The organism is Streptomyces sp. NPDC006512 (assembly GCF_040611935.1).
Lineage (GTDB): Bacteria > Actinomycetota > Actinomycetes > Streptomycetales > Streptomycetaceae > Streptomyces.
The window spans coordinates 105,314-131,776 of record NZ_JBEXPG010000018.1 but is presented as its reverse complement, the minus strand read 5'-3'; the positions used below and the strand labels follow the sequence as shown (position 1 = coordinate 131,776).

27 protein-coding genes and 1 riboswitch are annotated in these 26,463 nt (G+C 72.1%); of the genes, 18 read left to right on the top strand and 9 right to left on the bottom strand.

Annotated elements, in window-relative coordinates; all coding sequences use genetic code 11:
- Positions 1–15: 15 nt before the first annotated feature.
- Positions 16–588 (bottom strand): flavin reductase family protein, encoded by a 573-nt coding sequence (locus tag ABZZ17_RS15250; RefSeq protein WP_356876005.1) that lies wholly within the window; start codon positions 586–588, stop codon positions 16–18.
- Between the two features lie 315 nt (positions 589–903).
- Between ABZZ17_RS15250 and cdgB the strand changes: the two genes are divergently transcribed.
- Complete coding sequence (gene cdgB / locus ABZZ17_RS15245) at positions 904–2,616, top strand: diguanylate cyclase CdgB (protein WP_356875978.1); 1,713 nt, start codon at positions 904–906, stop codon at positions 2,614–2,616.
- A 68-nt stretch (positions 2,617–2,684) separates the two neighbouring features.
- Positions 2,685–3,716, top strand: a complete 1,032-nt coding sequence (locus tag ABZZ17_RS15240) for a CBM35 domain-containing protein (protein WP_356875976.1) — start codon at positions 2,685–2,687, stop codon at positions 3,714–3,716.
- Between the two features lie 18 nt (positions 3,717–3,734).
- Here the strand turns inward: ABZZ17_RS15240 and ABZZ17_RS15235 are convergent, their stop codons facing one another.
- From ABZZ17_RS15235 to ABZZ17_RS15225, 3 genes are all read right to left on the bottom strand, one after another.
- Entirely contained in the window at positions 3,735–4,652 is a 918-nt protein-coding gene (locus tag ABZZ17_RS15235) for a 1-phosphofructokinase family hexose kinase (protein ID WP_356875974.1), read from the bottom strand.
- A 102-nt stretch (positions 4,653–4,754) separates the two neighbouring features.
- Positions 4,755–5,906: an N-acetylglucosamine-6-phosphate deacetylase gene (gene nagA, locus ABZZ17_RS15230; RefSeq protein WP_356875972.1), complete on the bottom strand. Its 1,152-nt coding sequence runs from the start codon at positions 5,904–5,906 to the stop codon at positions 4,755–4,757.
- Positions 5,906–6,838, bottom strand: coding sequence for an ROK family protein (locus ABZZ17_RS15225; protein WP_356876003.1), 933 nt, complete (start codon positions 6,836–6,838; stop codon positions 5,906–5,908). Before ABZZ17_RS15225 ends, nagA begins: the two co-directional genes overlap by 1 nt.
- 212 nt (positions 6,839–7,050) lie before the next feature.
- On the opposite strand from ABZZ17_RS15225, the gene ABZZ17_RS15220 reads away from it, so the two are divergent.
- The 3 genes from ABZZ17_RS15220 (at position 7,051) to otsB (ending at position 9,688) form a co-directional block, all read left to right on the top strand.
- Positions 7,051–8,355, top strand: coding sequence for an extracellular solute-binding protein (locus ABZZ17_RS15220; RefSeq protein ID WP_356875970.1), 1,305 nt, complete (start codon positions 7,051–7,053; stop codon positions 8,353–8,355).
- A gap of 80 nt (positions 8,356–8,435) precedes the next feature.
- The gene (locus ABZZ17_RS15215; RefSeq protein WP_356875968.1) at positions 8,436–8,696 is read left to right on the top strand and encodes a DUF3263 domain-containing protein; all 261 of its coding nucleotides are present in this window, start codon (positions 8,436–8,438) and stop codon (positions 8,694–8,696) included.
- Between the two features lie 137 nt (positions 8,697–8,833).
- Positions 8,834–9,688, top strand: a complete 855-nt coding sequence (gene otsB / locus ABZZ17_RS15210) for a trehalose-phosphatase (RefSeq protein WP_356875966.1) — start codon at positions 8,834–8,836, stop codon at positions 9,686–9,688.
- 57 nt (positions 9,689–9,745) lie between these two features.
- Here the strand turns inward: otsB and ABZZ17_RS15205 are convergent, their stop codons facing one another.
- Together ABZZ17_RS15205 and ABZZ17_RS15200 are read right to left on the bottom strand one after the other, a co-directional pair.
- Complete coding sequence (locus tag ABZZ17_RS15205) at positions 9,746–11,203, bottom strand: trehalose-6-phosphate synthase (protein WP_356875964.1); 1,458 nt, start codon at positions 11,201–11,203, stop codon at positions 9,746–9,748.
- An 83-nt stretch (positions 11,204–11,286) separates the two neighbouring features.
- Positions 11,287–12,237, bottom strand: coding sequence for a glucosyl-3-phosphoglycerate synthase (locus ABZZ17_RS15200; RefSeq protein ID WP_356876001.1), 951 nt, complete (start codon positions 12,235–12,237; stop codon positions 11,287–11,289).
- A gap of 182 nt (positions 12,238–12,419) precedes the next feature.
- A riboswitch (SAM riboswitch) is annotated at positions 12,420–12,577 on the top strand.
- A gap of 17 nt (positions 12,578–12,594) precedes the next feature.
- Between ABZZ17_RS15200 and thrC the strand changes: the two genes are divergently transcribed.
- From thrC to groL, 4 genes are all read left to right on the top strand, one after another.
- On the top strand, positions 12,595–13,884 hold the full coding sequence (gene thrC / locus ABZZ17_RS15195) for a threonine synthase (protein WP_356875962.1): 1,290 nt from the start codon (positions 12,595–12,597) through the stop codon (positions 13,882–13,884).
- 34 nt (positions 13,885–13,918) lie between these two features.
- A complete protein-coding gene (locus tag ABZZ17_RS15190) occupies positions 13,919–14,194 on the top strand; it encodes a ubiquitin-like small modifier protein 1 (protein ID WP_356875960.1) in 276 nt (91 codons plus the stop codon).
- A gap of 410 nt (positions 14,195–14,604) precedes the next feature.
- The gene (locus ABZZ17_RS15185) at positions 14,605–14,811 is read left to right on the top strand and encodes a cold-shock protein (RefSeq protein WP_008743607.1); all 207 of its coding nucleotides are present in this window, start codon (positions 14,605–14,607) and stop codon (positions 14,809–14,811) included.
- 339 nt (positions 14,812–15,150) lie between these two features.
- On the top strand, positions 15,151–16,773 hold the full coding sequence (gene groL / locus ABZZ17_RS15180; protein ID WP_356875958.1) for a chaperonin GroEL: 1,623 nt from the start codon (positions 15,151–15,153) through the stop codon (positions 16,771–16,773).
- 117 nt (positions 16,774–16,890) lie between these two features.
- Here the strand turns inward: groL and ABZZ17_RS15175 are convergent, their stop codons facing one another.
- A complete protein-coding gene (locus ABZZ17_RS15175) occupies positions 16,891–17,319 on the bottom strand; it encodes a GNAT family N-acetyltransferase (RefSeq protein ID WP_356875956.1) in 429 nt (142 codons plus the stop codon).
- A 137-nt stretch (positions 17,320–17,456) separates the two neighbouring features.
- On the opposite strand from ABZZ17_RS15175, the gene ABZZ17_RS15170 reads away from it, so the two are divergent.
- From ABZZ17_RS15170 to ABZZ17_RS15145, 6 genes are all read left to right on the top strand, one after another.
- Entirely contained in the window at positions 17,457–18,065 is a 609-nt protein-coding gene (locus ABZZ17_RS15170; protein WP_356875954.1) for a phosphoribosylanthranilate isomerase, read from the top strand.
- 50 nt (positions 18,066–18,115) lie between these two features.
- Entirely contained in the window at positions 18,116–18,685 is a 570-nt protein-coding gene (locus ABZZ17_RS15165; RefSeq protein WP_356875952.1) for a hypothetical protein, read from the top strand.
- A gap of 84 nt (positions 18,686–18,769) precedes the next feature.
- Positions 18,770–19,510 carry an SDR family oxidoreductase gene (locus ABZZ17_RS15160; protein WP_356875950.1) on the top strand — a complete coding sequence of 247 codons (741 nt, stop codon included), beginning with the start codon at positions 18,770–18,772 and terminating at the stop codon, positions 19,508–19,510.
- Positions 19,511–19,554: 44 nt separating this feature from the next.
- On the top strand, positions 19,555–21,030 hold the full coding sequence (locus tag ABZZ17_RS15155; RefSeq protein WP_356875948.1) for a PQQ-binding-like beta-propeller repeat protein: 1,476 nt from the start codon (positions 19,555–19,557) through the stop codon (positions 21,028–21,030).
- A 282-nt stretch (positions 21,031–21,312) separates the two neighbouring features.
- On the top strand, positions 21,313–22,506 hold the full coding sequence (locus ABZZ17_RS15150) for a S8 family peptidase (protein WP_356875946.1): 1,194 nt from the start codon (positions 21,313–21,315) through the stop codon (positions 22,504–22,506).
- A 272-nt stretch (positions 22,507–22,778) separates the two neighbouring features.
- Positions 22,779–23,963, top strand: coding sequence for a S8 family peptidase (locus tag ABZZ17_RS15145; protein WP_356875944.1), 1,185 nt, complete (start codon positions 22,779–22,781; stop codon positions 23,961–23,963).
- An 8-nt stretch (positions 23,964–23,971) separates the two neighbouring features.
- Here the strand turns inward: ABZZ17_RS15145 and ABZZ17_RS15140 are convergent, their stop codons facing one another.
- The gene (locus ABZZ17_RS15140; protein ID WP_356875942.1) at positions 23,972–24,226 is read right to left on the bottom strand and encodes a DUF397 domain-containing protein; all 255 of its coding nucleotides are present in this window, start codon (positions 24,224–24,226) and stop codon (positions 23,972–23,974) included.
- A complete protein-coding gene (locus ABZZ17_RS15135) occupies positions 24,210–25,046 on the bottom strand; it encodes a helix-turn-helix transcriptional regulator (RefSeq protein WP_356875940.1) in 837 nt (278 codons plus the stop codon). The genes ABZZ17_RS15140 and ABZZ17_RS15135 overlap by 17 nt, the downstream gene beginning before the upstream one ends.
- Before the next feature lie 116 nt (positions 25,047–25,162).
- Here ABZZ17_RS15135 and ABZZ17_RS15130 point away from each other — a divergent pair, with 116 nt between their 5' ends.
- From ABZZ17_RS15130 to ABZZ17_RS15120, 3 genes are all read left to right on the top strand, one after another.
- Positions 25,163–25,381 carry a hypothetical protein gene (locus ABZZ17_RS15130; RefSeq protein ID WP_356875938.1) on the top strand — a complete coding sequence of 73 codons (219 nt, stop codon included), beginning with the start codon at positions 25,163–25,165 and terminating at the stop codon, positions 25,379–25,381.
- On the top strand, positions 25,378–25,896 hold the full coding sequence (locus ABZZ17_RS15125; protein ID WP_356875936.1) for an amidase: 519 nt from the start codon (positions 25,378–25,380) through the stop codon (positions 25,894–25,896). Before ABZZ17_RS15130 ends, ABZZ17_RS15125 begins: the two co-directional genes overlap by 4 nt.
- Positions 25,897–26,010: 114 nt before the next feature.
- Positions 26,011–26,448: a hypothetical protein gene (locus ABZZ17_RS15120; RefSeq protein ID WP_356875934.1), complete on the top strand. Its 438-nt coding sequence runs from the start codon at positions 26,011–26,013 to the stop codon at positions 26,446–26,448.
- Positions 26,449–26,463: the final 15 nt, after the last annotated feature.

Sequence of the window (26,463 nt, the reverse complement as noted above, 5' to 3'; positions counted from 1 at the left end):
GCGCGTGCGGCGCGGCTACGGCGCCAGGTGCCGGTAGCGCCCCCGGAAGTACGTCAGGGGCGGCGCGTCGGGGGCCGGCAGGCCGGCGGTCAGGACGCGGCCGATGACCAGGGTGTGGTCGCCCGCCTCGACGCGGGACTCGGTGCGGCACTCCAGGGTGGCGAGCGCTCCCGTCAGCAGCGGGGCGCCGGAGACCTGGCCCCGCTCCCAGGGCAGGCCCTCGAAGAGCAGCCGGTCGCTGATCCGTCCCTTCATCGCGAAGCGGCCCGCGACCTGGAGCTGGGAGTCGGCGAGGACGGAGACGGCCCACAGCGGCTGCTCCGCCAGCAGGTCGTCCATCCGCGAGCCCTCGCGCAGGCTCACCAGGACCAGGGGCGGGTCCAGGGAGACGGACAGGAAGGCGGTCGCGGTCATGCCGACGTCCTCGCCGCGCGGTCCGTCGGAGGTCAGGGCCGGTTCGTGCGCGGTGATCAGGCACACGCCCGCCGCCAGTCGGGACATCGCCGCCCGGAACTCTTCGTTGCTCACCCCCTCAGGATGGGGTACGGCGGCCTGCGGTACGGGGCTCGGGGGCACGGGGCTCGGGATCGTCTTCGGCACGTGGGGAACGCTAGTCTCGCGTCCGTCCGCCGCACATCGGGCGCTGGTCCGAGCCGCGTCCCCGCCCCTCGGCCTAGTCCCGGGCGTATCGTTTGCTCCCGAGAAGGACGGGGAGCGCTCCCATCCAACAAGGGCCCCGTTGCGCCCTGTTGTTCATCTCATGTGACTTGAGTCACAGAGAGCAAGATTTGTTGACCCTGTGTACCTGCCGCACAGCTCACTGTGATTCAGTGGACGGGACACCGCAACGAAACGCCGATGACAAACCTGGAGTTGCTGTCGAGGTCTCGGGGAGAGCGAGCAATGGAGACCGAGTCGGAGCCGTACGTCCGTCTTGCGACCCTGCGGCAGCTGCACCAGGTGGTGGCCGAGCTCAATACGGCCCGGAGCCTGGCGGACACCCTGCAGACCGTCGTGGACGGCATCGTCGTGGGCCTCGGCTACGAACTCGCCTGTGTCAACCTCGTACGCCCTGACGGCGATCTGGTCGTCGCCGCCTTCGCCGGGGACCCCGCCGCCGAAGCCCTGATCACCGGCCGCGTCGGCTCGCGGCCCTCCTGGGACCGCCGGCTGACCATGGGCGAGGACTGGGACGGCCTCCGCTTCATCCCGCACACCGAGGGCTGGGTCCTGCTGGAGGACGACGTCCCCCAGTGGCACACCGACGGCCCCGATCCGCGGTTCGAGGACGAATGGCACCCCGAGGACCGGCTCTACGCCCCGATGTACGCGACGGGCGGGGAACTTCTGGGTGTCATTTCGGTGGACAGGCCGCGCAACGGACGCCGGCCCGGCGCGTGGGGCCGCGAAGCGCTCCAGATGTACGCCTTCCAGGCCGCCATTGCGATCAGCAACGCGAGGCTCCGCGCGAACATGCAGCGGGCCCTGGTCCGGCTGGAACGCGAGCAGCAGGCGCTGCGCGCCAGCGAGGAGTCGTTCCGCCAGGCCTTCGAGTACGCGCCGAGCGGCATGGCCATCGCCGAGATGGGCGGCGACCAGCACGGCCGGCTGCTGCGCACCAACGACGCGCTCTGCCGCCTCCTCGGCCGGCCCGCCTCCGTCCTGCGCCGCTACTCCTTCTCCGACCTGGTCCACCCCGAGGACATCGGGACGCTGCTGCGGACCTCCGCCGAGGGCGGCCGCGCCGAGCTGCGCCTCGGGCGGCGGGACGGCACGTACGTGTGGGTCTCGCTGCGGAACTCGGTCGTCGCGGACGCCGCCGACGGGCCCCGTTTCCTCCTCACCCACGTCGAGGACATCGAGGAACGCAAGCGGCACGAGCTCCAGCTCGCGCACCGGGCCAGCCACGACTCCCTGACCGGCCTGCCCAACAGCGCCGAGCTGCGTGCCCGGCTCGGGGCCCGGCTGTGCCGGCGGCCGCAGTCGGTGATGGCCACGGCCGTCGAGGCCCTGGACGCCGCCTTCGAGGCGCGGCCCGTGGCGGGTGGTGCCGCGGAGCACGGCTTTCAGCCCGAGGCGCCCCACGGGTTCCCGGGCGCCCACCCCGTCGACTTCGCCGAGTTCCCCGACTTCCCGGGCGGGCCGCCGGGCCGGGCGGAGGGCCCGTACGACCACCACGTGCACACCGTCGCCCCCGCCTCGGACGTCGACGACGGGACGAAGGGCCTCGCGGTGCTCTTCTGCGACCTCGACGGCTTCAAGTCGATCAACGACCGGTTCGGGCACCACACCGGCGACGCCGTCCTGATCGAGGTCGCCCGGCGGCTGACGACGGGCGTCAGGGACGGTGACACCGTCGCCCGGCTGGGTGGTGACGAGTTCGTCGTCCTCGCCGACGGACTGGGCGCCGCCGACGCCGCGGACCTCGCCGTGCGGCTCCGCAACGCGATCATCCCGCCGATCCGGGTGGACGGGCGTGCGGTGCGCGTGGGGGCGAGTTTCGGGATCGGCTGGGCCAGCTGCGGGATGTCCGCGGACGAGGTGCTGCGCTCCGCCGACCAGCGGATGTACATCGAGAAGCGGTCCCGGTCCAAGGCGCACCGCAGGGCCGGCTGAGGCGATCGGCCGCCCGTGGGTGCACGTGTTCGGGGTAGGCTCCCGTGGGTCGAAAGGAGTGACCTGCGATGACGACGCCCGCGAACAACGGCCCGCACGGTGGGGCGAACCAGCCCGAGGACGACGATCCGTTCGGCTACCTCTACGCGGACGGCCAGGCCGCCGGAGCCACCCCGCCCGGGACGGGCGGTGGATACGGCTACCCCGGCCCGTCGGTCGGCGGTCAGCCCGGCGTACAGCCCGGCGTCCCCCGTACCTCGTACAACCAGGTCCGCACGGTCGGTGAGCGGACGTACGGCGGCCAGCGCGGCCCCGTTCCGCCCCAGCAGCAGGCCCCGCAGTCCTACCAGGCCCAGTATCAGGCCCCCGAAGCCCTCCAGGCCGGCGGCTACGGAGTCCCGCAGCAGCAGTCCCCGCAGTCCCAGACGCAGACGATCCAGCCCCCGGGCGGCGGCCGCGCCGGTGGCGGCGGCGGTTCCAGCCGCAAGGGGCTCCTGATCGCGGCGGTGGCCGTGGTCGCGGCGGTCGCGATCGGCATCGGCGCGGCGCTGGCCTTCGGCGACAAGGGCAAGGAAGACGACAAGAACCAGGCGGACACCCCGCCCCAGCAGTCGGCGGCCCCGCAGAAGTCCGACGGCTCCCCGGAGCCGAGCCGCTCGCCGCGGCCTTCGGAAGCCCCGCTGCCGAAGGGCGAGGCCGCCGGAGCGGGCATGGCCCTCACGGGCGGTGCGACCCTGATGACGGCGGTCCCCGGTGCCAACAGCGGCGGGGGCCAGTACGTCGGCAACTTCAACCAGCCCGGTGCCGCACTGACCTGGACGCTGGATCTGCCCAAGGCCGGTACGTACCGCTTCTACGTGCGTTTCGGCATCCCGGGGGAGGACGCGAACGCGACCCTGGCGGTGAACGGGAAGCCCAACAGCACTCCGCTCAACATGCGCAACTTCGCCAAGTCGCCGAAGGGCGACTGGGAGAAGGGCTGGCAGACCACCTGGGGCCAGGTCACCCTGAACAAGGGCACCAACACGATAAAGATGTCGTGTGAGACCGGGAACAAGTGCAACGTGAACATCGACCAGCTCTGGCTCGAACAGGGCTGATCCCGCACCCGCCGGCCCTCAGCCGGCCGTGACCTTCACCGACCCCCGTACCTCTTCGTAGGTGCGGGGGTCGAATTCGCCTGCGGCGGGGGCGTGGACGGTGGCTGCCGAGAGGGCTACCGCGCGGGTGAGGCGGGCCGGCCAGTCGAGGCCCTCCGTCAGGGCGGAGAGCAGGCCCGCCACCGCGGAGTCGCCCGCGCCCGTCGGGTTGCCGGTCAGGGCGCGGGGCGGGGCCGCCTGCCAGGTGCCGTGCGGGGTGGCGGCGAGGAGTCCGGCGGGGCCCAGGGAGGTGATCACCGCGTGCGCGCCCCGGCGGCGGGCGTCGCGGGTGGCGGGGAGCGGGTCGCGGGAGCCGGTCAGCTCGGCGAGTTCGGCGGCGTTCGGCTTGATCATCTCGGGGCGGGCGGCGATCCCGCGGCGCAGGGCCTCGCCGCTGGTGTCCAGGAGCACGGGGGCGCCGGCCGCGCGGGCGGTCCGTACGAGGGCCGCGTACGCGCCGACCGGTACGCCGGGCGGCAGGCTGCCGCACAGGGCCACCGCCCGGGCCCCGGCGACGAGTTCGGTGTAGTGGGCGAGGAACGCGGCCCACTCGGCGGCGGTGATCTGCGGGCCCGGCTCGTTGAACTGCGTGGTGTCGCCGGTGGCTTCGTCGACGACGGCCAGGGTGCGGCGGGTGCTGCCCGCGCAGGGGAGCAGGGCGTCGGTCACGCCGGGCGAGGCGGCGAGCAGTTCGCGGACGACCGCGCCCGACGGCCCGCCCGCGAAGCCCGTCGCCGTGACCTCGTGGCCGAGGGCGGCGAGCACCCGGGCCACGTTCAGGCCCTTGCCGCCGGGGCGTTCGGCGACGTCGGTGGCGCGGTGGGTGGAGTGCGGACGCAGGCGCGGCACCCGGTGGGTGATGTCCAGCGCGGTGTTGAGCGTCACGGTGAGGATCATGACCAGTCCCGGTTTCGGTGTGTGCCGGGATCATGCCAAACGGAGGCCGGTCAGCCCAGTCCCACGGGCCGGTGGCCTCCGTCCGTACGGCCGGACGGGCGCTCAGGCAACGGGGCTGACGACCCATTCGCCGCGCCGCATGACGCCCTTGACGTCGAACTCGGCGTCCAGGACGACGAGGTCGGCGTACTTGCCCGGGTCCAGCGATCCGACCTGGTCGTAGAGGCCGAGCAGCTTGGCCGGGTTGGCGGAGATCGCCTGGACCACGGATTCGACGGGGAGCCGGTCCAGGGTCACCGAGCGCTTGAAGGCGGTGTCCAGGGTGAGGGTCGAGCCGGCGATGGAGCCGCCCTCGACGAGCCGGGCCACACCGGCCTTCACCTCGACCTCCAGCGGTCCGAGGTGGTAGATCCCGTCGCCGAAGCCGGCCGCGTCCATGGCGTCGGTGATCAGCGCGACGCGGTGGGCGCCCGCGTGGTGGAAGGCCAGTTCCAGCATCGCCGGGTGCAGGTGGGTGCCGTCGTTGATCAGCTCGACGGTGACCCGCTCGTCCTCCAGCAGCGCGGCGATCGGGCCCGGGGCGCGGTGTTCCAGGCCCGGCATCGCGTTGTACAGGTGGGTGGCCACGGTGGCGCCCGCGTCGATGGCCTGCCGGGTCTGTTCGTACGTGGAGTCCGTGTGGCCGATCGCGGCGATGACGCCGTGCTCGGCGAGCAGCCGTACGGAGTCCAGTCCGCCCGGCAGTTCGGTCGCCAGGGTGAACATGCGGGCGGCGCCGTGCGCGGCGTCGATCAGCTTGCGGACCTCGGCCGGGTCGGGGTCGCGGAGCAGGTCCTCCTTGTGGGCGCCCTTGCGGCAGGGGTTGATGAACGGCCCCTCGAAGTGGATGCCCGCGATCTCGCCCTGCTGGGTCAGTTCGGCCAGCAGTCCGGCGCGCCGGGCCAGTTCGTCGAGGTCTCCGGTGACCGTGGAGGCGACGAGGGTGGTGGTCCCGTGTTCGCGGTGGGTGCGGACGCCCTTGAGGACGTCCTCGGCCGTCCCGGAGGTGAAGGAGGCCCCGCCGCCGCCGTGGTTGTGCATGTCCACGAAGCCGGGGACGATCCAGTGCCCGGACAGGTCGACGGTGCGGGCGCCCTCGTCGGCGCTGCCCGCGATGCGTTCGCCCGCGACGATGATCCGGCCGTTGGCCACGGTGCCGGTCGGCAGCACCACCCTGGCGCCCGACAGAACGGTGCTGTGTGAGCTTCCGGACATCAGGCAGGTACCTCCGTGGCGAGTAGGTCCCAGGCGAGCAGCCCTGCGCCCAGGCATCCGGCGGTGTCCCCGAGGGCCGCCGGAACGATCTCGGGCAGCCGCTGGAACGTCACGCGTTCCTCGACGGCCGTCCGAAGTGGTGTGAACAAGGTTTCCCCCGCCTCCGCCAGCCCGCCACCGATGATCAGCGTGCGCGGGTCCAGCAGGGTGATCGCGGTGACGAGGCCGTCGGCGAGGGCGCCGATGGCCGCCAGCCAGACCTCGCGGGCGCGCGCGTCGCCGGACTCGACGGCCTTCGCGCAGTCCGCCGCGTCCGCGTCGGGGTCGCCGGAGGCGGCCGCCCAGGCGCGGCTGACGGCGGAGGCGGACGCCAGGGTCTCCAGGCAGCCGTACTGCCCGCAGCCGCAGGCGGGGCCGCCGGGCCGGACCACGATGTGACCGATCTCGCCCGCGTAGCCGTGGGCTCCGGCCTCGATGCGGCCGGCGATGCCGATGGCGCCGGCGATGCCCGTGCCGAGCGGGACGAACAGGAAGCGGTCGGCGCCGCGGCCCGCGCCGATGCGGCCCTCCGCGAGCCCGCCCGTGCGCACGTCGTGGCCCAGTGCCACCGGGATGCCGCCGAGGCGTCTGCTGAGGAGCTCGCGCATCGGTACGTCGCGCCAGCCCAGGTTGGCGGCGTAGACGGCGGTGCCCCGCTCGGCGTCGACGATGCCGGGGACGGCGACGCCGGCGGCCGAGGCGGCCGCGCCGAAGCGTTCCCGGCCGAGGCCGAGCAGCTCGGAGGCGAAGTCCAGGATCGTCTCGACGACGGCCTCGGGACCCCGCTCGCGGCCGGTGGCGCGGCGCGCCTCGTGCAGCAGGGTGCCGTCCTCGGCGATGAGGGCGGCCTTCATCCCGGTGCCGCCCACATCGAGGGCGATGACGTGTTTCACGGGTTTCACAGGTGACAGTCTCGCGTGCTCGGCGGGCAAAGGTCTAGTCCATTGGGAGGGATTGTTGAGTGGCCATACAAATTCGGGACCCAGGTCCGGATACGGTCCGGACACAGTCCGGGCGCGGCGCGCGTCGCAGGTGGGAGGGGACCGCCAAAGTGGTGTAGACCTTACGTCGAATCGTACGTACGACAAGGGGTGGATCGAGAACCGTGAAGGGCCGTTACCTGAGCCTGGCCGCGTCCGGCGCCGTGCTGTGCCTGACCGCCGTGACGCTGACCGGCTGCGGCAGCCTGGAAAGCCTCACCGGGGACAACGAGGTGACCCTGCGGGTCGTGGCGGCCGACTACGGCGACAATCCGCAGAACTCCTCGGCCGGGTACTGGAAGGGCCTCGCCACGGCCTTCGAGGAGGACAACCCCGGCGTCCACGTCGAGGTCAGCGTCTACTCCTGGTCGGAGGTCGACGCCAAGGTCGCCGAGATGGTCAAGGCGGGCAAGGCCCCCGACATCGCGCAGATCGGCGCCTACGCCGACTACGCGGAGGCGGGCAAGCTCTACACCGTCGACGAACTGCTCTCCGTGAACACCGAGGCCGATTTCCTGGCCCCGCTCGCCGACGCCGGCAAGGTCAAGCGCGTCCAGTACGGCATGCCCTTCGTGGCCAGCACCCGCCTGCTCTTCTACAACACCAAGCTCCTCGGCGACGCCGGCGTCATACCCAAGGACGGCTCGACCCCCTGGCAGCCGAAGAGCTGGGCGGACCTGGAGGCGGCCGCCAAGAAGCTCAAGGGCGCGAACGTCCCCACGCCCTTCGCGCTGCCCCTGGGCCGCGAGGAGGCCCAGGCCGAGTCGATGATGTGGATGCTCGCCGGCGGCGGCGGCTACACGGACAACGAGGAGGCGTACCAGATCGACGCCCCGGAGAACGTGAAGGCCTTCGAGTTCCTGCGCGACAAGCTGGTCGGCCAGGGCCTGACCGGCTCCGTCGAACCGGGCAAGCTCGACCGCCAGGCCGCCTTCGACGCCTTCACGAAGGGCGAGGTCGGCATGCTCAACGGCCACCCCACGCTGCTCAAGCAGGCCGCGGGCAAGGGCGTGAAGTTCGGCATGGTGCAGATGCCCACCGTCGACGGCACCGACCACTCCACGATGGGCGTCGCGGACTGGGTCATGGCCTTCAAGAACGGCCACAGGAAGGAGTCCGGGAAGTTCCTGGACCACCTGTACTCGCAGAAGAACGTGACCGCCTTCACCAACCAGTACGACCTGCTGCCCGTCACCACCAGCGGCTACCGCGCCATGGAAGCGAGCACGGGCGGCTCGGCGGCCCAGCTGAAGACCTTCCTGACGGCCCTGCCCAACGCCCGCCTCTACCCCGTCGGCAAGAAGTCCTGGGCCGGGGTCAGCGAGGACGTGAAGGAGAACATCGGGCAGGTCGTGAAGCCCGGCGGACAGCCCGCGAAGGTCCTGGAGGACATCGCGACGAAGGCGCGCAAGGAGGACGGCGACCGCTGACCGGCGGCGGCGGGCGGGGCCGGCGGCGACCGGCCGGCCGCCCCGCGGGCGGTGTCGGCGGTCGGCGTTAATCTGGCCGTATGACGGACGACGGGCAGGTGGGGGAGCGGCCGGCGGCACGGCTGACCGCCACCGAGGCCGCCGTACTCGCCTACGAGGGCCGCACCTGGCCGGGGCCCGGCGCGAAGGAACGCGCGATACGCGAGGCCCTCGGCCTGACGCCCGTGCGCTACTACCAGCTCCTGAACGCCCTCATGGACGACCCCCGCGCCCTGGCCCACGCCCCGGGCACGGTGAACCGCCTCCGGCGCCTCCGCGAGGCCCAGCGGGGCCGCAGGTAACCTCGCCGCGCCCACGGCCGGCGGCGGTCCCGGGCGGGGCGCACCGGACGGCTCCGGACGGCTGCGAGCGGCTTCGGCGGCGGCCGGGGCGGAGGCGGTCTGGGCGGAGGGCGGACTACGCCGGTAGGGTCATCGGTATGGGGAGCCGTCCGCACGACCTGCCGATGCCCGTGCCCGTCACCGCTGCCGGACGCGAGGGCCTCGAAGCCCTCCTCCGCGCACCCCGCAGGGCGGTCGTCGCCCTCGACTTCGACGGCACCCTCGCCGACATCGTTCCCGACCCGGACCAGGCCCGCGCCCACCCGGACGCCGTCCCGGCGCTCGCCGCGCTGGCGCCCGAGGTCGCCGCCGTGGCCGTCGTCACCGGCCGGCCCGCCGGGGTCGCCGTACGGTACGGCGGGTTCGCCGGGGTGCCCGGGCTGGAGCACCTGGTGGTCCTCGGCCACTACGGGGCCGAGCGCTGGGACGCCGTCACCGGGATCGTCCACGCCCCCGCCGAACATCCCGGCGTCGCGGCCGTACGGGCCGAGCTGCCCGGCTTCCTGGACTCCATCGGCGCCTGGCGCGGAACCTGGATCGAGGAGAAGGGCCGGGCGCTGGCCGTCCACACCCGCCGCGCCGAGGACCCCGAGAGGGCGTTCGCGGCCCTGCGGGAACCCCTGGCCGAGCTGGCCGCACGGCACGGGCTGATGGTCGAACCCGGACGGGCCGTCCTGGAGCTGAGGCCGCCCGGCATGGACAAGGGCGTCGCCTTGACGGAGTTCCTCGCGGAGCGGGACGCGGAGGCGGTGCTGTACGCGGGCGACGACCTGGGAGACCTCGCGGCGTTCTCCGCCGTCGAGAAGCGGCGGGCCGACGGTCTGCCGGGCCTGCTGGTGTGCAGTGGCTCCGCGGAGGTCCCGGAGCTGGCCGCCCGCGCGGACATCGTCCTGGACGGCCCCGCGGACGTGGTCGCCCTCCTCGCCACCCTGGCCAGGGCCCTCACCCGCTGACCCCGCCACCGACCCCGCCGCGGCGCCCGCACGGAGCGCCGCGGCGGGGGTGTGCGGTCAGGCGTCGGGCGTGAGGGCCGCGAGCTGGGCTTCGAACCAGGGCGACGGGGGGAGGGCCGTGGCGGCGGCGGCCAGGCGCTTCGTGCGCTCCGCGCGTTCCGCGGCCGGCATCGACAGGGCCGCGTGCAGGGCCTCGGCCGTGGCCGACACGTCGAAGGGGTTCACCGTCAGGGCGTCCTCGCGGAGCTCCCCGTAGGCTCCCGCCCCTGTCGACAGGACCAGCGCGCAGCCCGCCTCCGACACCACCGGGATCTCCTTCGCGACGAGGTTCATGCCGTCCCGGACCGGGTTCACGAGCGCCACGTCCGCCAGCCGGTACGCCGCCAGGGAGCGCGTGAAGTCGTCCTTCACCGACACGAGCACCGGCTGCCAGTCCTCCGTGCCGAACTCCGCGTTGATCTCCTGCGCCAGCTCCGCGACCGCCGCCGTGTAGTCCCGGTACACCTTCAGGTCCTGCCGCGACGGGTACGCGGACGCCAGGTGCACCACCGCGCCGCGCCACTCGGGGTGCCCGGTGAGCAGCTCCCGGTAGGCCAGCAGGCCGCGCAGGATGTTCTTCGACAGCTCGGTGCGGTCCACGCGGACGATCGTCTTGCGGCCCGCGACCTCCGCCCGCAGCCCCGCCAGCTTGTCGTCGACCTCCGGCCGGTGCGCCAGCGCCCGCAGGTCGTCCCCGTCCACGCCCAGCGGGAACACCCGCACCTCCGTCCGCCGGTGCCGCACCGGCCCCAGCGGGGACTTCTCGACGTACCGGGACTCCGCCGCGGACTTCGGCTCCGCGACGCCCCGCTCGTCGTCCAGCCGCGCGCAGCCGAGGAAGCGGTCCGCCCAGGCCCAGGTGTGGAAGCCCACCACGTCCGCGCCGAGCATCCCCCACAGCAGGTCCCGCCGGACGTCGTCCGGGAGCATGTCCAGGTACTCGGACGAGGCCCACGGCGTGTGCGTGAAGTGCGAGATCCGCAGGTCGGGCCGCAGCTCGCGGAGCGCTCCCGGCACCAGCGCCAGGTGGTAGTCCTGGACGAGGACCGACGCGCCCTGCGCGGCCTCCTCCGCCAGCGCCTCGGCGAAGGCCCGGTTGTAGGCGGCGTACGACTGCCACTGCCGCCGGAACTCCGCGTCGAAGGCCGGCTCGCGCGGGACGTCGTACAGGTGGTGGTGGGTGAACCAGAGCACCGAGTTGGCGATGCCGTTGTACGCGTCGTCGTACACCCCCGGATCGATGTCGAGCATCCGCACGCCCGGCTCGGACACGCCCCGGCGGACCGCCTCCCGGTCGGCGTCGGACAGGGCCGCGCAGATCCACAGGGCCTCCGGCTGCCGCGCGAGGGCCGCGGAGAGGCCGGAGACGAGACCGCCCCCGCCGCGCCGGGTACTGAGCGTGCCGTCCTGTTCGAGGGCGTACGAGAGCGGGCCGCGGTTCGCGGCGACGAGTACCTGAGAAGCCTGAGAAGCCATGCGGCCAACCTAGCCAGGCCCGCCCCCGGTCAAACGCGTGTACGCCGAGCGCGGCGAGGATCATTCCCGGCCCGGACCCCCGGTCAGGCCACGCGGCGCCCCGCGTACTCCTTGATCTCCACCATCGGCGGCCGCTCCTCGGTGTCCACCGGATAGGTGCGCGGAACGAACCCGTCCGGCCCCCGCTCGAACTGCGTCAGCTCCGGCCGCACGAGGTGCCCGCGCGAGAGCCGCAGCTGCGCCGTGCGGTAGATCGCGGCGGCCATCCGGCCCAGTGCCTGCCCGTCCTGGTGCCGGTGCAGCCGGACCCCGACGTCGACCTGGGCCAGCGCGTCCAGCCCGACCGTGTGCAGCGCGTCCACGAGCAGCCCCAGCTCCACCCCGTACCCGACGGGGAACGGCAGCCGCTCCAGCAGGGAGCGCCGTACGGCGTACTCGCCGCCCAGCGGCTGCACGAAGCCGGCCAGCTGCGGCCAGTGCAGGTTGAGGAGGGGCCGCGCGACCAGCTCGGTGACCCGGCCGCCCTGGCCGGGGGCGTCCCCCAGCGGGCGGTCGTACATCGCCTTGACGAACTGGACCTGCGGATCGGTGAGCAGCGGGCCCACGATCCCGGACACGAACGCCGCCGAGAAGTCCCGCAGGTCGGCGTCCACGAAGCAGACGACCTCGCCGCTCGTGGCGAGCAGCGAGCGCCACAGCACCTCGCCCTTGCCGGGCAGCGCGGGCAGCCGCGGCAGGATGTCGTCGCGGTGCACCACCCGGGCGCCGGCCTCGGCCGCGACCTTCGCCGTACGGTCCGTCGAGCCGGAATCGATCACCACGAGCTCGTCGACGAGGGGGATCGGCGGGCCCTCGATCAGGTCGCGCCGGATCACCTCGACGATCCGCCCGACGGTGGCCTCCTCGTCGAGGGCGGGCAGCACCACGCTGACCGTCGTGCCCGCCGCCCGTTTCCGGTCGAGCAGCTGGTCGAGCGGTCGGTCGGCTGCGGACCAGGAGCGGGCGGCCAGCCAGCGCTCCACCTCTTCCAGCACTCTCGGGACTCCCTGCTTCATCGGTGGTTTGGACCGAAAAGTGATCCATCTCGCGGTTCGGACGGCTGTCTCAACCACCCGGACCTTCGGTTACAGTCTTGAACAACGCGAAGGACCACCGCATGCCGGGGGTCCCGCGTACAAACGCCCGGACGCGCCCTGCGCGCCGCCCGGTGCCATACCGCTCATCCAGAGGGGCAGAGGGATACGGCCCGTTGAAGCCCCGGCAACCCTCCAGTCGGTTCTCGCGATGCGTCTGAGACGCACTCCCGCGGGGTCCCCGGCTAGGGAAGGTGCCAATTCCGTCTCATGGCGAAGTGCGCCATGGGGAAGATGAGGAGAAAGGGCCTCGCCATCATGGCTGCACAGACCGTCGCCACCTCTGCCGACCTGGATTCCGTGGATCTCGGACCCGCCACCGGCCTTTCCTGCCGCGAGTGCGGTACCCGCTTCGAGCTCGGTCCCATTTTCGCCTGCGCCGAGTGTTTCGGACCGCTGGAAGTCGCCTACGAGCTGCCCCTCGGGAACCCCGAGGCCCTGCGCGCCGCGATCGAGGCCGGCCCCGACAACATCTGGCGTTACGCCCCGCTGCTGCCCGTCCCGGCGGACGTGGCCTCCAAGCCCAGCCTGAACCCGGGCTTCACCAAGCTCGTGGACGCCGCGAACCTGGCCAAGGAGCTCGGCGTCACCGGCAAGCTGTACGTCAAGGACGACTCCGGCAACCCGACGCACTCCTTCAAGGACCGTGTCGTGGCCATCGCCGTCGAGGCCGCCCGCGCCTTCGGCTTCACCACCCTGTCCTGCTCCTCCACGGGCAACCTGGCCGGCGCCGTCGGCGCCGCGGCCGCCCGCGCCGGCTTCCGCTCCTGCGTGTTCATCCCGCACGACCTGGAGCAGGGCAAGGTCGTCATGGCCGGTGTCTACGGTGGCGACCTGGTCGGCATCGAGGGCAACTACGACGACGTCAACCGGTTCTGCTCCGAGCTCATCGGCGACCCGCTGGGCGAGGGCTGGGGCTTCGTCAACGTCAACCTGCGGCCGTACTACGGCGAGGGCTCCAAGACCCTCGCCTACGAGATCTGCGAGCAGCTCGGCTGGCGGCTGCCCGACCAGATCGTCATCCCGATCGCGTCCGGCTCCCAGCTGACGAAGATCGACAAGGGTCTCCAGGAGCTGATCAAGCTCGGTCTCGTCGAGGACAAGCCGTACAAGATCTTCGGCGCCCAGGCCGAGGGCTGTTCCCCGGTGTCCACCGCCTTCAAGGCCGGGCACGAGGTGGTCCGCCCGCAGAAGCCGAACACCATCGCCAAGTCCCTGGCGATCGGCAACCCGGCGGACGGCCCGTACGTCCTGGACATCGCCCGGCGCACCGGCGGCTACGTCGAGGACGTCAACGACGAGCAGGTCGTCGAGGCCATCAAGCTCCTCGCCCAGACCGAGGGCATCTTCGCCGAGACCGCGGGCGGCGTGACCGTCGGCGTCACGAAGAAGCTGATCGAGAACGGGCAGCTGGACCCGGCGCTGACCACCGTGGTCCTGAACACCGGCGACGGCCTCAAGACCCTGGAGGCGGTGGCCGCCGACAGCGGCCAGACCGCCACGATCCGCCCGAGCCTGGACGCCTTCCGCGCCGCCAACCTCGCCTGACCTCCACCACGACACCCGGAAAGGCGGTAGCGCCATGAGCGTCAACGTCCGCATCCCCACCATCCTGCGCACCTACACCGGCGGCGTGGCCGAGGTCCCGGCCGAGGGCGCGACCCTGGCCGAGGTCATCGACTCCCTGGAGAAGAACCACCCGGGCATCGCCGCGCGCGTCCTGGACGACCAGGGCAAGCTGCGCCGCTTCGTGAACGTCTACGTCAACGACGACGACGTGCGCTTCGAGGGCGGCCTGCAGACGGCGACGCCCGACGGTGCCGGCGTCTCGATCATTCCGGCCGTCGCCGGGGGCTGATCCCCGCCGGACCGCGCCCTTCCGGGGTGACCGCTTTTCCGAATTGCCCCCTCCGCCAATAAGCGGAGGGGGCAATTCTGCTTGATTGGTCGCGGTAGAGTTGGGGAAGTCCCCTCCGCTGGTCTTGCCCGCCGCATATGAGCGGGTCGCGAGAGGGTTGACATTGAGTCAACATGTGCGCGCGCTTTGGGGCTTTGGCGTGGATTGTCAGGCCCGAGTTGCCCTGGAATATGCCAAATTTTCACTCTATTTCAATGTTTCCGCGTGTCCAGAATTCTCGTCGGATTGACCTGTTGCAGACAGCAGCGGTGCGGATACATTCAGCCCCGGTCGAGGCGTTCCGGCGCAAGTTCTGACCCGGGTCCGCGAAGTGCGGATCTGCGCAAGGGCCAGTAATAGGGGAGTTAGGCATGGCTCAGGGCACCGTCAAGTGGTTCAACGCGGAGAAGGGCTACGGCTTCATCGCGGTCGACGGTGGCGCGGATGTGTTCGTCCACTACAGCGCCATCCAGATGGACGGGTACCGCACCCTTGAAGAGGGTCAGCGGGTCGAGTTCGAGATCTCGCAGGGCCAGAAGGGCCCGCAGGCGGACATGGTCAAGCTCGCGGCCGGCTGAGTCCAAGCGCGATCGACCACCGACGCACTCACGCAGGAGGGGCCCACATCCCGGACACGGGATGTGGGCCCCTCCTGCGTGGGGCCCCCGGGACCCTTGTGCCGCCCGGCCCCTGGCGCGAAGTCGGCGGGGCGTTGCTCGAAGCCGCTTGCACTCGCGGGGGTCGAGTGCTAATCATTGGCGTTAGCACTCTCCAGGTGAGAGTGCTACTAAGACGAGGACCGGGCCGGTGAGGCCCGCAGGGTCCGGCGGGAAGGAACCGCCGGGTCCGCAGGCCGTCCGTCGCGGGCGCGGGCGCGGTCCGGAGCAATCCACCCCTGTCCGGGAGGACCACTTCAGATGGCCAAGATCATTGCGTTCAACGAGGAGGCCCGGCGCGGTCTCGAGCGTGGGATGAACCAGCTCGCCGACGCCGTCAAGGTCACCCTTGGCCCCAAGGGTCGCAACGTCGTCCTTGAGAAGAAGTGGGGCGCCCCCACGATCACCAACGACGGTGTCTCCATCGCCAAGGAGATCGAGCTCGAGGACCCGTACGAGAAGATCGGCGCCGAGCTGGTCAAGGAAGTCGCCAAGAAGACGGACGACGTCGCCGGCGACGGTACGACCACCGCCACCGTGCTGGCCCAGGCGCTCGTCCGCGAGGGCCTGCGCAACGTAGCCGCCGGCGCCAACCCGATGGCCCTCAAGCGTGGCATCGAGAAGGCCGTCGAGGCCGTCTCCGCCGCCCTGCTGTCGCAGGCCAAGGACGTCGAGACCAAGGAGCAGATCGCCTCCACGGCCTCCATCTCCGCCGCCGACACCCAGATCGGCGAGCTCATCGCCGAGGCGATGGACAAGGTCGGCAAGGAAGGCGTCATCACCGTCGAGGAGTCGCAGACCTTCGGTCTGGAGCTTGAGCTCACCGAGGGCATGCGCTTCGACAAGGGCTACATCTCGGCGTACTTCGCCACCGACATGGAGCGCATGGAGTCGTCCCTCGACGACCCGTACATCCTGATCGTCAACTCCAAGATCGGCTCGGTCAAGGACCTGCTGCCGCTCCTGGAGAAGGTCATGCAGTCCGGCAAGCCGCTGCTGATCATCGCCGAGGACGTCGAGGGCGAGGCCCTGTCGACCCTGGTCGTCAACAAGATCCGCGGCACCTTCAAGTCCGTCGCCGTCAAGGCCCCGGGCTTCGGCGACCGCCGCAAGGCCATGCTCGGTGACATCGCCATCCTCACGGGCGGCACGGTCATCTCCGAGGAGGTCGGCCTCAAGCTGGAGAACGCCGGTCTCGACCTGCTCGGCCGAGCCCGCAAGGTCGTCATCACCAAGGACGAGACCACCATCGTCGACGGTGCCGGTGACAGCGACCAGGTCGCCGGTCGCGTGAACCAGATCCGCGCCGAGATCGAGAACTCCGACTCGGACTACGACCGCGAGAAGCTGCAGGAGCGCCTGGCGAAGCTCGCCGGCGGCGTCGCGGTCATCAAGGCCGGTGCCGCGACCGAGGTCGAGCTCAAGGAGCGCAAGCACCGCATCGAGGACGCCGTTCGCAACGCGAAGGCGGCCGTCGAAGAGGGCATCGTCGCCGGTGGTGGCGTGGCCCTGCTCCAGGCCTCCTCGGTCTTCGAGAAGCTGGAGCTCACCGGTGACGAGGCGACCGGCGCCAACGCCGTGAAGCTCGCGCTGGAGGCCCCGCTCAAGCAGATCGCCGTCAACGGTGGTCTCGAGGGTGGCGTCGTCGTGGAGAAGGTCCGCAACCTGCAGATCGGCTGGGGCCTGAACGCCGCGACCGGCGAGTACGTCGACATGATCGCCGAGGGCATCATCGACCCGGCGAAGGTCACCCGTTCCGCGCTGCAGAACGCGGCGTCGATCGCGGCCCTCTTCCTCACCACCGAGGCCGTCATCGCCGACAAGCCCGAGAAGGCCGGTGCCCCCGCGGGCGGCGGCATGCCGGGCGGTGACATGGACTTCTGATCGGCCCCTGGCTGATCGGCTGTTCTCGAACGAGGGCGGCACCCCACGGGGGGTGCCGCCCTCGGGCGTTTCCGCCGGGCGGCGGGCGGACGGGGTCGGGCCAGGCGCTCGACGGGGTCAGGCCAGGCGCTTGAGGAACCAGACGTCCTCGTGGCCGGCCGGGAAGCCGGGGACGCGGGCGGTCTCCTCGTAGCCGTGGCGGGCGTAGAAGGCCGGGGCCTGGAAGGTGAACGAGGAGACCAGGATGCTCACGCAGCCCCGGCGGCGGGCCTCCTCCTCGGCCGCGGCCAGCAGCTTCGCGCCCCAGCCGCCGCCCCGGCTGTCCGCGCGGACCCACGTCATGCCGATGCCCGCCCGGTCGCCCCAGCTCCAGTCGGACAGCCCCGCGACGAGCGCGCCGTCCGCGTCCGTGATCCGTACGGTGAACTCCGCCTGCTCGTGTCCCGCCGTGGCCGCCAGGTTGAAGGCGTCCAGTTCCTTGCTCAGCCGCGCGTCGAGCTCGGAGTCCGCTCCGCCTGTGGTGATGTCCACCCCGTTGTCGTCCATGGGGCCATTCTGAGGTCCGCCCGGGCCCCGGACCGAGCGGTTTTGCGGCCTCGTCCCCGGCCGGTGGGGTGCGGGGTGGTGTGCCCGGCGCTTGGGACGGGGCGGCGGTGGGGGGCCGGGTTTGGTTGGATCGGGGTATGAGCGAACGCAGCACTCCCTTCGTCAAGATCTGTGGCCTGAAGACCGCCCACGACGTGGAGGTGGCCGTGGCCGCCGGGGCCGACGCCGTCGGCTTCGTCTTCGCCCCGGGCAGCCCCCGCACGGTCGACGCCGCCACGGCGCGGGCCCTCGTGGCGGGCGTGCCGGACGGGGTGCTCACCGTCGGGGTGTTCCGGCGGCAGCCGGTCGGGGAGGTGCGCCGGCTCACCGAGGAGAGCGGGGTGCGCGCCGTACAGCTCCACGGGGACGAGGGGCCCGAGTACTACGAGGAACTCCGCGCGCCCGGCCGGACGCTGCTCCGGGCCACCGCCGAGCACGTGAAGCGCTGCGGGGAGCTCGGGGAGGACCTGCTGCTGCTCGACGCCCCGGACCCGGGCTCGGGCAAGCCGTGGAACTGGGGGTCGGCGGAGTTCTCCGCGCCCGTGGGCCGGTGGCTGCTGGCCGGCGGGCTGACCCCGGGCAACGTCCGCGAGGCGCTCGCGGCGACGGGCGCCTGGGGCGTGGACGTCTCCAGCGGCGTCGAGAGCGAGCGCGGGGTCAAGTCCCCCGCTCTTATTCGCGCGTTCGTCGAGGCCGCCCGGGGTTAGGGTCGCGCGGGGGCCCCGTGGTGAGGGCCGCGCGGACACGGGGGCTTCGCATGATGGGGGCAACGGCGCGGACCGAGTGGTGGGAGCGTCTGCCGCAGGGGATCCGGGACCAGGTCGACGGGTACGTGCTCCAGGACGCCCTGCTGCCGGCGATCCGGCTCCTGGTCGAGGTCGGCTTCCACCAGGACGGTGTCGGGGTCGGCGACGCGCAGTGCATCGTGAGCGACCGCTACGCCCACCACGGCGTCCGCGTCGTCCGCTCGCCGGACAGCCCGCTCGATCTGGAGTCCCTGGCCTGCCGGGCCCGGGGGACCGCCGGACGCGTCGTGGCGGTCGAGGCGGTCTGGGACGGCGACACCGTCCACGACTGGTTCGTGGTGCTGCGGGCGATCACCGAGGAGCCGGCTGAGGACAAGGGCATCGCGAGCGTCTACTGGGGCATGGCCGAGCGGTACCTCGGGGAGGACGCGGACTACGACGGCCGGCACCCGGCCGCGGTGGCCGCCGAACGGGCCGGCGGCGCCCTGGCCGCGCACCTCGGCGTCCCCTTCCACTTCGCGAGCCCGGACACCCCGGACGACGAGGCCCCGCGCCGGCGGGCGCAAAGCCGCACGCCCTGACGCCAAAACTTCTGTAGCGATCGCTACGGATCTTGTGTTACGTTTTTTCTGTAATGATCGTTACTGAATTGAGGGGGATCCGTCATGGGGAAGAACGCGCTGGTCACGGGCGGCAGCAGGGGCATCGGCCGGGCCGTCGCCGAGCGGCTCGCCGCCGACGGCGTCACCGTCGTGCTGACGTACGCGAGCGATGAGGCGGCCGCCCGGGAGACCGTCGGGCGGATCACCGGGACGGGCGGCCGGGCCCACGCGCTGCACGCCGAGCTCGGGCACCACGGGGACGCCGCCGCCCTGTGGGAGGCGTACGACGGACTGGGGCTCGACGGGGTCGACATCATCGTCAACAACGCGGGCATCGGACTGCCGATTCCCCTCGGCCAGGTCACCGAGGCGGACTTCGACCGGGTCTTCGCCGTCAACGTACGGGCGCCGTTCTTCGTCGTGCAGGAGGGCCTCGGCCGGCTGCGCGACGGCGGGCGCGTCATCAACGTCTCCAGCGGCGCCGCCCGCATCGCGATGCCCGAGATCCTCGCCTACGGAGCCACCAAGGGCGCGCTCGACAACCTCACCCTCAACCTCGCCAAGGAGCTCGGCGCGCGCGGGATCACCGTCAACTCGGTGGCCCCCGGCATCGTCGACACCGACGTCAACGCGGGCTGGCTGCGCGGCAACGCGGAGGCCGAGGCGCACGCCGCGTCCCTCGCGGCGCTCGGCCGGGTCGGCCGGCCGGAGGACATCGCCGACGTCGTCGGCTTCCTCGCCTCCGACGCCGGCCGCTGGGTCACCGGCCGCGTCGTCGACGCCACCGGCGGCGCGGGCCTCTGAACCCCCCGGATCCGCGCGGCGGTTACGCTGCGGCCGGGGGGATCATGGACAACGCATCGTCATGGGCTCGGCGTTCGTTCCGGTGGGCCGTCGGGGCCGGGGCGCTCGGCGCCGCCGCCGCGGGCACCGCGGTGACGGCGCTGTACGTCGTGCTGTTCGGCAAGCTGGTCTTCGTCGACGGGCCGCCGGGCGGCTGCGACGGCGATGACTGCCCGCGCGGTACGGGCTGGCTGATGCTGTGCGCGCCGCTCGCGGGCTTCGTCACGTACCTGCTGTGGACGGTGGTCCGGGAGGCGCGGCCCGCTCGCGGTTGCCTGGCCCGGCTCCTGGCCGTCGTCGTCGCGCTGGTCGCGCTGTGGCCCGGATGGCTGGGCTTCGCGTGGATGCGCGGCCCCCACATGGACGTCTCGGGGTGGCAGGTGGCGGACCGGCCGGCGGCCGTGGAGCCGGTCGGTCTGTGGCGCGAGGAGCGGTCCGGGACGCTGGTCCGGGCCCGTACGGACATGCTGGTCGCCTTCAACGGGGAGGGCCGCAAGAACTGGCGTTACGCGGCCCCGGACGGCTCCGCCGTCTGCGCGCTGAGCCGCACCCCCTCCGCGGGGACCGGGATCGTCGCCTTCGGGCGGGACGCGGCCCGGTGCGGGGAGCGCGTCGACGCCGTGGACCTGGCCGAGGGCCGCCGACTGTGGAGCCGGGACCTCACTCCGCCCGGCGGCCGGCCGGTGCGGGCCCGGTCGGCGGCCGTGGGGTCCACCGCCGTGGTCACGGAGCAGGGCGCCCTGATCGGCCTCGACCTGCGCGAGGGCGCCGAGCGGTGGCGGATCCCGGTCCCGCCCGAGTGCGGGGTCGCGGCCGTCGACGGGGCCGGGGATGAGGCCCTGTACGTCGAGGACTGCACCTCGGCGTCCCGGATCACCGCCGTCGACGCCCGTACGGGAGCCCGCCTCTGGCAGAGCGCCCTGCCGACGGCGACCGCCCTGCGCGAGGTCCGCGTGCTGTCCGCCCGGCCCCTCGCCCTGCGCGTGGAGGAGTCCGCCGAACGCGGCACGCACGCGGTGCTGCTCTTCGACGGGGCGGGCCGCGCGCGGGGTTCCGTACCGCTGTCCGGGGAGGCGGAGGACCTGCTGCCCGGGCCGCCCTTCCCGGTGGTGACCGGGGACCTGATGGTCGTTCCGGTGCAGGACGGGAAGCGCACCGGGGTGTCCGCGTACTCCCTGACCGACGGCCGGCGGCTGTGGCACCAGGACCTGGAGGGGCAGACCGTGCGGGGGCTGTCGGTGACGCGGCCGGGCGAGGTCGCGGTGATCGGCTCGGACCTCTGGTGGACGTACCTGACCCGGCTGGGCCCGGCGGACGGCAGGCGGCGCGAGGAGGAGCCGACGGTCCTGCGGGACCTGCCGCTCAGCGGGCACTTCGAGTTCTTCGCGGGACCGCCGGGCCGCTACGTCTTCGTGAACCTGGACCCGCAGGACGACACCCTGTTCCCGACCTTCGACATCGACCCGGTCTGGGGCTGGTGACGGGCCACCACCTCGCGGTCGCGGCCGTACGGGTGATCTTTCCGGGGCCGCCGACCGCCGTGCGGGGCCGGGCCACTGTCCGGCGGCACAGGCGAATATTCGTTTCTGCAGATAGTGGGACAGGCCGGGCCGAGGGTCTGCCGGGCGATCGGCCACCCGGGGGTCGGCGGTTCAGCCGCTGCACGCGTGCACCGATGGAAGTGGGGGCCGCACTCGCGGAGGACGTGATGCCGCGAGGGCGGCTTCCCCATGCCGACCCCCACCCCGTCAGGGAGTTCCCCCATGCGCCTCGTCGCACGTGTGGCCACAGCCGCCCTCATCGCCCTCGCCCCGGTCGTCGCCGGTACGGCGACCTCGTCCGCCGCGGCCCCGGAGCCGACCCCGGCGCCGCTGTTCACGGCCGCCAACGCGGTGCCCGGCCAGTACATCGTCACCCTGGAGAAGGGCGTGGACGCGGCGAAGGTTGCGCAGAAGCTGGGCCTGAAGCCGTCGTTCCTCTACAGCTCGGCGCTCAACGGCTTCGCGGTGCCGCTGACCCCGCTCCAGCTGACGATCGTCCGCAACAGCCTGGGCGTGAAGTCGGTCGAGGAGGACGCGAAGGTCCAGTCCGTGCTGAGCTCGGGGGCGGCGCTGCGGGCCCCGTCGAACTCGTGGGGGCAGGACCGGATCGACCAGAAGGAGCTGCCGCTGGACAACAACTTCACCGTCGAGGGCAACGGCGCCGGGGTGAACGTGTACATCCTCGACACCGGCATCGACTACAACCACACCGAGTTCGGCGGGCCCGACGCCACGCGTGCCACGTTCGGCTTCGACGCCGTCAACGACGGGCGCAACGGCCAGGACTGCCAGGGCCACGGCACGCACGTCGCGGGCACGGTCGCGGGCAAGACGTACGGAATCGCGAGGAAGGCGAACCTGGTCAGCGTCCGCGTCCTCGGCTGCGACGGCAAGGGCACCTGGTCGGGGATCATCGCGGGCCTGGACTGGGTGGCCAAGAACGCCAAGCAGCCGGCCGTACTGAACGGCTCGCTGGGCGGGGACAAGTCGGATGCCGTGAACAATGCCGCCACCGCGCTCTCCGACGCGGGTGTGCTCCCCGTCATCGCGGCGGGCAACTCCTCGAAGGACGCGTGCTACGTCTCGCCCGCCTCCGCCGCCCGAGTGCTCACCGTAGCCGCGAGCAACCAGTGGGACGAGGAGACCGACTTCTCCAACTACGGCTCGTGCGTCAGCCTCTACGCTCCCGGCCAGGCCATCGTCTCCGCGAAGCTGGGCGGTGGCAGCGTGGCCCAAGACGGTACGTCGATGGCCGCACCGCACGTCGCGGGCGTCGCCGCCCTCTACAAGGCGGCGCACCCCGAGGCGAAGCCGGGCGATATCAACGAATTCCTTGACGAGGAGGCGACCAAGGACGTCCTCAAGAGCGTCAGCAAGTCCAGCCCGAACCTGCTGCTGTACACCGGCGGCCTCTGACCCCGGTCGGGTCACGTCGCCCGTACGAATGAATTCTCCGGGGCCGTGCCGCCGGTGCGCGGCCCCGGAGAACCCGCAGGAATGATCCTTTCCGCGGCCGGTCCGACGGGGCCTTCCACGGGGTGGGGACGCTCGGCCATGCGGATGCGGGTGGCTCAAGTCTTCTCCGGGCGGAACCCGATGTACGGGAGGGCCGCCCCCGGGAGCCGTTCGCCGGTGACGGGTGCGGCTCCACCCACGCCGATCCACACGCACTTCAGGGAGCTCCCTCCATGCGTCTGCTTGCCGCGCGCCTGACCACCGCCGCCGCCCTCGTCCTGACCTCCGTGGCGGCCGGTTCGGCTTCCGCCGACACGCCGGAGCCGATCCCGGCGCCGCTGATCAGCTCCGCGAACGCCATCCCCGGCAGCTACATCGTGACCCTCGACAAGACGTTCGACCCGGCGGCGTTCGCGAAGTCCCTCGGTCTGAAGACGAAGTTCTCCTACACCCAGACGATCAACGGCTTCGCCGCGTCCCTCGACGCGAAGCAACTGAAGGCCGTCCGGGGCGCGTACGGCGTGGAGTCCGTGGCGGAGGACGCGAGCGTGACCGGCCCGCCGGCCCCGGCCAAGGGGGCGCAGACGAAGGCGCCCTCGAACTCGTGGGGCCTGGACCGCATCGACCAGCGGTTCCTGCCGCTCGACAACAACTTCAGCGCCAACCGCAGCGGCCAGGGCGTGACCGCGTACATCCTGGACAGCGGCATCGACTTCCAGCACCCCGAGTTCGCCGGCCGTGTGCGGGCGGGCTTCGACGCGATCGGCGACGGCCGCAACGGCGCGGACTGCAACGGTCACGGCACGCACGTCGCGGGCACGGTCGGCGGTACGACCTTCGGTGTGGCGCGCAAGGTGAACCTGGTCAGCGTCCGTGTCCTCGGGTGCGACAACCGGGGTTCCTGGTCGGGGATCATCGCGGGCTTCGAGTGGGTGGCCCGCAACGCGCAGCAGCCGGCCGTCCTGAACGCCTCGCTGGGCGGCGACCGGCTCACCGCGGTGAACACGGCCGCGACGGCCGTGGCCGACCGGGGCGTCCTGCCGATCATCGCGGCGGGCAACGACAACCGCGACGCCTGCCGGGTCTCGCCCGCCTCCGCCGCCCGCGTGGTGACGGTCGGCGCGACGGACCGCTTCGACCAGGAGACCGACTTCTCGAACTGGGGCACCTGCCTCGACATCTACGCCCCGGGCAAGGACATCATCTCCGCCCGGCTGGGCGGCGGCAGCGTGTCCCTGAACGGCACGTCCATGGCCGCGCCGCACGTCACCGGTGTCGCCGCCCTCTACAAGTCGGAGCACCCCAACGCGCTGCCGGCCGAGGTGACGGACTTCCTGGACGAGGTGTCCACGAAGGACATCGTCCAGAACCTCAGCGACGACAGCCCGAACAAGCTGCTGTTCACCGACGGCCTCTGAGCACGAACTCAGAGCGCCGCGACGAAGGTCGCCCAGGCCCGCGCGTGGAACACCACGTGCGGGCCTTCGGGCTGCTTGGAGTCCCTCACGGGTACGAGGTCGTGCTGGCCGTCGGCAACTTCGAGGCAGTTGCCGCCGCTGCCATCGCTGTAGGTGGACTTCCGCCAGGTGGCCATTTCCAGGCAGTCGCCGCCAGTGCCGTCGCTGTAGCTGGATTTGTGCCAGATGGCCACTGACAGGTCGTACTCAGGCGTGCTGGTCATGTTCGTAATCCTCCGCCACGGACTCGATCAAGGCCAGGGATTGACTGGGAGACAGTGCGCTGGCCGTGAGGAGATCGTAGGTCAGGGAATGACGGGACACGGTGGCCGGATCGTCCAGCAGTACGCCTATGGCATTGCCCTGCACGTACGCGAGTGGGGGAGCATCCTCGAAGGTCATCAGCTTCAAGGTGCCACCCATCGACGAATGCGCTCCGGCGCTGAATGGCAGTACCTGCACGAAGATGCGGCGTGCTCGGATCAGTGCGGCGATGTGGCGTAGGGCCTCGGCCATCACTGCTCGGCTGCCGACGATTCGCCGCAGGACCGCCTCGTCAAGAATGCACCAAAACAACGGGGTTGTTGGGTCCCTCAGGACGGCGGCTCGGTCGAGTCGATTCTGGACCAGCTCGGCGATGACGTCTTCTGTGGCCGTGGGCTGGTAAGCGAGGAAGACCGCCCGGGCGTACGCCTCCGTCTGCAGCATCCCGGGCAGCGCCAGGGGCGCGTACTCCCGGATCGACCTTGCCTCCGCCTCTGCTTCGGCGGCTTCCGCGAAGTGGTTCGGGTACTTCGACTTGGCCAAGGCCATGCAGTTGCGGGTGAAGAAGCCGTCGGTGTGCAGGATCTCGTCCAACTGCATGGCGAAGTCGGAGTGCATCCTTCGCGTCCCGGCTTCGAGCTGCCCGATGAACGAGCCGCTCACGAAAAGCGCTTCAGCGAGCTCGGCCTGGCTGAGGCCCGCGCGTTCGCGCGCGACGCGGAGTTCCGCGCCCAGGAGGGCGCGGGGTGAGGCGGAGGGGTCGAGGTCTTTCGGTGGCATGGCAACTCCCTGACCAACATGCGGGGTTGTTGCGGGGTCCGCACTTGTAAGGCTAGCGAGCGCGTCGCCACTCTGTGTGAGGAAGCTGAATACTCAGAGTAGAAAGGTGACATGTCATGGTGCTCACCCCACAGGAGCGCATGGAGGCGGCCGAAGAGGCCGTCCGGCAGCTGAAGGAGTCCCTGGCCGGAGTAGGGGTGCTGTTCCCCTCGCTCGACGTCGAGCGGGTCTCCGCCGCCGGGACGTACGGGCTGCCGCTGGTGGACCTGGGCCGCTGCAACCTGGACACCGCGCTGCGGCTGGCCGCCGTCCTGCACGAGCGGGCGGGCGCGTGAGCGAGTCGGTGGACGCGGCGGAGTTCGCGTTCGAGCTCGGCTGGAGGCTGCGCGGGCTGGAGACGGCCCTCGCGCCGCGCGGGGCGCACGGGCCGACGGCGGGCAGCCCGAAGCCGCCCCCGCCGCCGGGATGGCAGCGGTTCACGCTGGTGCACTGCCCGGTGGAGGGGTACCCGGGCTTCGACGATCCGCGCTACGAGGGGCTCCGGACGAGCCCGCCGCAGGGGTGCGTGGCCGAGGACCTCGGGGGATGCCTGGGGCTGCGGTGCGAGCGGCCGGGCGGGAGGCTGCTGGACGCGGTCGCGGAGCTGTGCGCGGAGATCCGTACCGGGCACGGGCTGCTGATGACCGGGCTCGGCATCGACAAGCTCTGGGAGTGGTCCGAGGACGGTACGGACGGCTGGGGCGCGGAGATCGTCGGGCAGCTGCTGCTGATGGCGGCCGAACGGGGGCCGAAGCTCGGGTACGGCGTGGACGACCTGGCCCGTTTCCTTGAGGAGGCCGCCGGAGTCTGACCAGCCGATCCGGGCGGGCCCGGACACGAAAGCCCCGCCCCGCGCGGGGCCTTCGCGCGTAACGGACCCGTCACAGGCGGTACGCGGGCACCCGCTCGCCGCGACGATGGCCCGATGCGCCCACACCACACCCTCCTCACCCTGGCCGCCGCCGCGGGTCTCCTCGTACTCACCGGATGCACCGAGGTCGCCCCCGCCGAGCCGAAGCCCGGGGCGTCCGCGGCGGCCGCGAAGCCGTCGCCCGCTCACGATCCCGATGCCCTCCGCGCGGCCGCCGGCCTTCCCGCCGCACCCAAGGGGCCCGCGCGGCAGGCCTTCCTCGACGGGCTCGACGCGATCGACCGGGACATCGTCCACGGCAAGGGGGACAAGGCCGTCAGCCGCGGCATCGACACCTGCGGCACCGTCAAGAACTCCCCGGGGGACCGGACCAGGCAGACGGACCAGGTCAACAAACGCTGGACCAGCCCCACCCACCCCGAGGGCCACGGCCTCGCGAAGGCGGCGAAGATCCTCGACGTGGCGCACGCGCACCTCTGCCCCGCCTTCTGACGCGGCGCGTGACGG

What these genes read in the sequence shown, in the direction of transcription:
- ABZZ17_RS15205 (WP_356875964.1), bottom strand. Translation starts at nt 11,203, where the DNA reads ATGGCTTCTCAGGCTTCTCAGGTACTCGTCGCCGCGAACCGCGGCCCG.
- ABZZ17_RS15145 (WP_356875944.1), top strand. Translation starts at nt 22,779, where the DNA reads ATGCGTCTGCTTGCCGCGCGCCTGACCACCGCCGCCGCCCTCGTCCTG.
- ABZZ17_RS15155 (WP_356875948.1), top strand. Translation starts at nt 19,555, where the DNA reads ATGGACAACGCATCGTCATGGGCTCGGCGTTCGTTCCGGTGGGCCGTC.
- ABZZ17_RS15215 (WP_356875968.1), top strand. Translation starts at nt 8,436, where the DNA reads ATGACGGACGACGGGCAGGTGGGGGAGCGGCCGGCGGCACGGCTGACC.
- ABZZ17_RS15185 (WP_008743607.1), top strand. Translation starts at nt 14,605, where the DNA reads ATGGCTCAGGGCACCGTCAAGTGGTTCAACGCGGAGAAGGGCTACGGC.
- groL (WP_356875958.1), top strand. Translation starts at nt 15,151, where the DNA reads ATGGCCAAGATCATTGCGTTCAACGAGGAGGCCCGGCGCGGTCTCGAG.
- ABZZ17_RS15160 (WP_356875950.1), top strand. Translation starts at nt 18,770, where the DNA reads ATGGGGAAGAACGCGCTGGTCACGGGCGGCAGCAGGGGCATCGGCCGG.
- ABZZ17_RS15150 (WP_356875946.1), top strand. Translation starts at nt 21,313, where the DNA reads ATGCGCCTCGTCGCACGTGTGGCCACAGCCGCCCTCATCGCCCTCGCC.
- ABZZ17_RS15120 (WP_356875934.1), top strand. Translation starts at nt 26,011, where the DNA reads ATGCGCCCACACCACACCCTCCTCACCCTGGCCGCCGCCGCGGGTCTC.
- cdgB (WP_356875978.1), top strand. Translation starts at nt 904, where the DNA reads ATGGAGACCGAGTCGGAGCCGTACGTCCGTCTTGCGACCCTGCGGCAG.
- nagA (WP_356875972.1), bottom strand. Translation starts at nt 5,906, where the DNA reads ATGTCCGGAAGCTCACACAGCACCGTTCTGTCGGGCGCCAGGGTGGTG.
- ABZZ17_RS15140 (WP_356875942.1), bottom strand. Translation starts at nt 24,226, where the DNA reads ATGACCAGCACGCCTGAGTACGACCTGTCAGTGGCCATCTGGCACAAA.
- ABZZ17_RS15130 (WP_356875938.1), top strand. Translation starts at nt 25,163, where the DNA reads ATGGTGCTCACCCCACAGGAGCGCATGGAGGCGGCCGAAGAGGCCGTC.
- ABZZ17_RS15190 (WP_356875960.1), top strand. Translation starts at nt 13,919, where the DNA reads ATGAGCGTCAACGTCCGCATCCCCACCATCCTGCGCACCTACACCGGC.
- thrC (WP_356875962.1), top strand. Translation starts at nt 12,595, where the DNA reads ATGGCTGCACAGACCGTCGCCACCTCTGCCGACCTGGATTCCGTGGAT.
- ABZZ17_RS15135 (WP_356875940.1), bottom strand. Translation starts at nt 25,046, where the DNA reads ATGCCACCGAAAGACCTCGACCCCTCCGCCTCACCCCGCGCCCTCCTG.
- ABZZ17_RS15240 (WP_356875976.1), top strand. Translation starts at nt 2,685, where the DNA reads ATGACGACGCCCGCGAACAACGGCCCGCACGGTGGGGCGAACCAGCCC.
- ABZZ17_RS15170 (WP_356875954.1), top strand. Translation starts at nt 17,457, where the DNA reads ATGAGCGAACGCAGCACTCCCTTCGTCAAGATCTGTGGCCTGAAGACC.
- ABZZ17_RS15235 (WP_356875974.1), bottom strand. Translation starts at nt 4,652, where the DNA reads ATGATCCTCACCGTGACGCTCAACACCGCGCTGGACATCACCCACCGG.
- ABZZ17_RS15175 (WP_356875956.1), bottom strand. Translation starts at nt 17,319, where the DNA reads ATGGACGACAACGGGGTGGACATCACCACAGGCGGAGCGGACTCCGAG.
- otsB (WP_356875966.1), top strand. Translation starts at nt 8,834, where the DNA reads ATGGGGAGCCGTCCGCACGACCTGCCGATGCCCGTGCCCGTCACCGCT.
- ABZZ17_RS15165 (WP_356875952.1), top strand. Translation starts at nt 18,116, where the DNA reads ATGATGGGGGCAACGGCGCGGACCGAGTGGTGGGAGCGTCTGCCGCAG.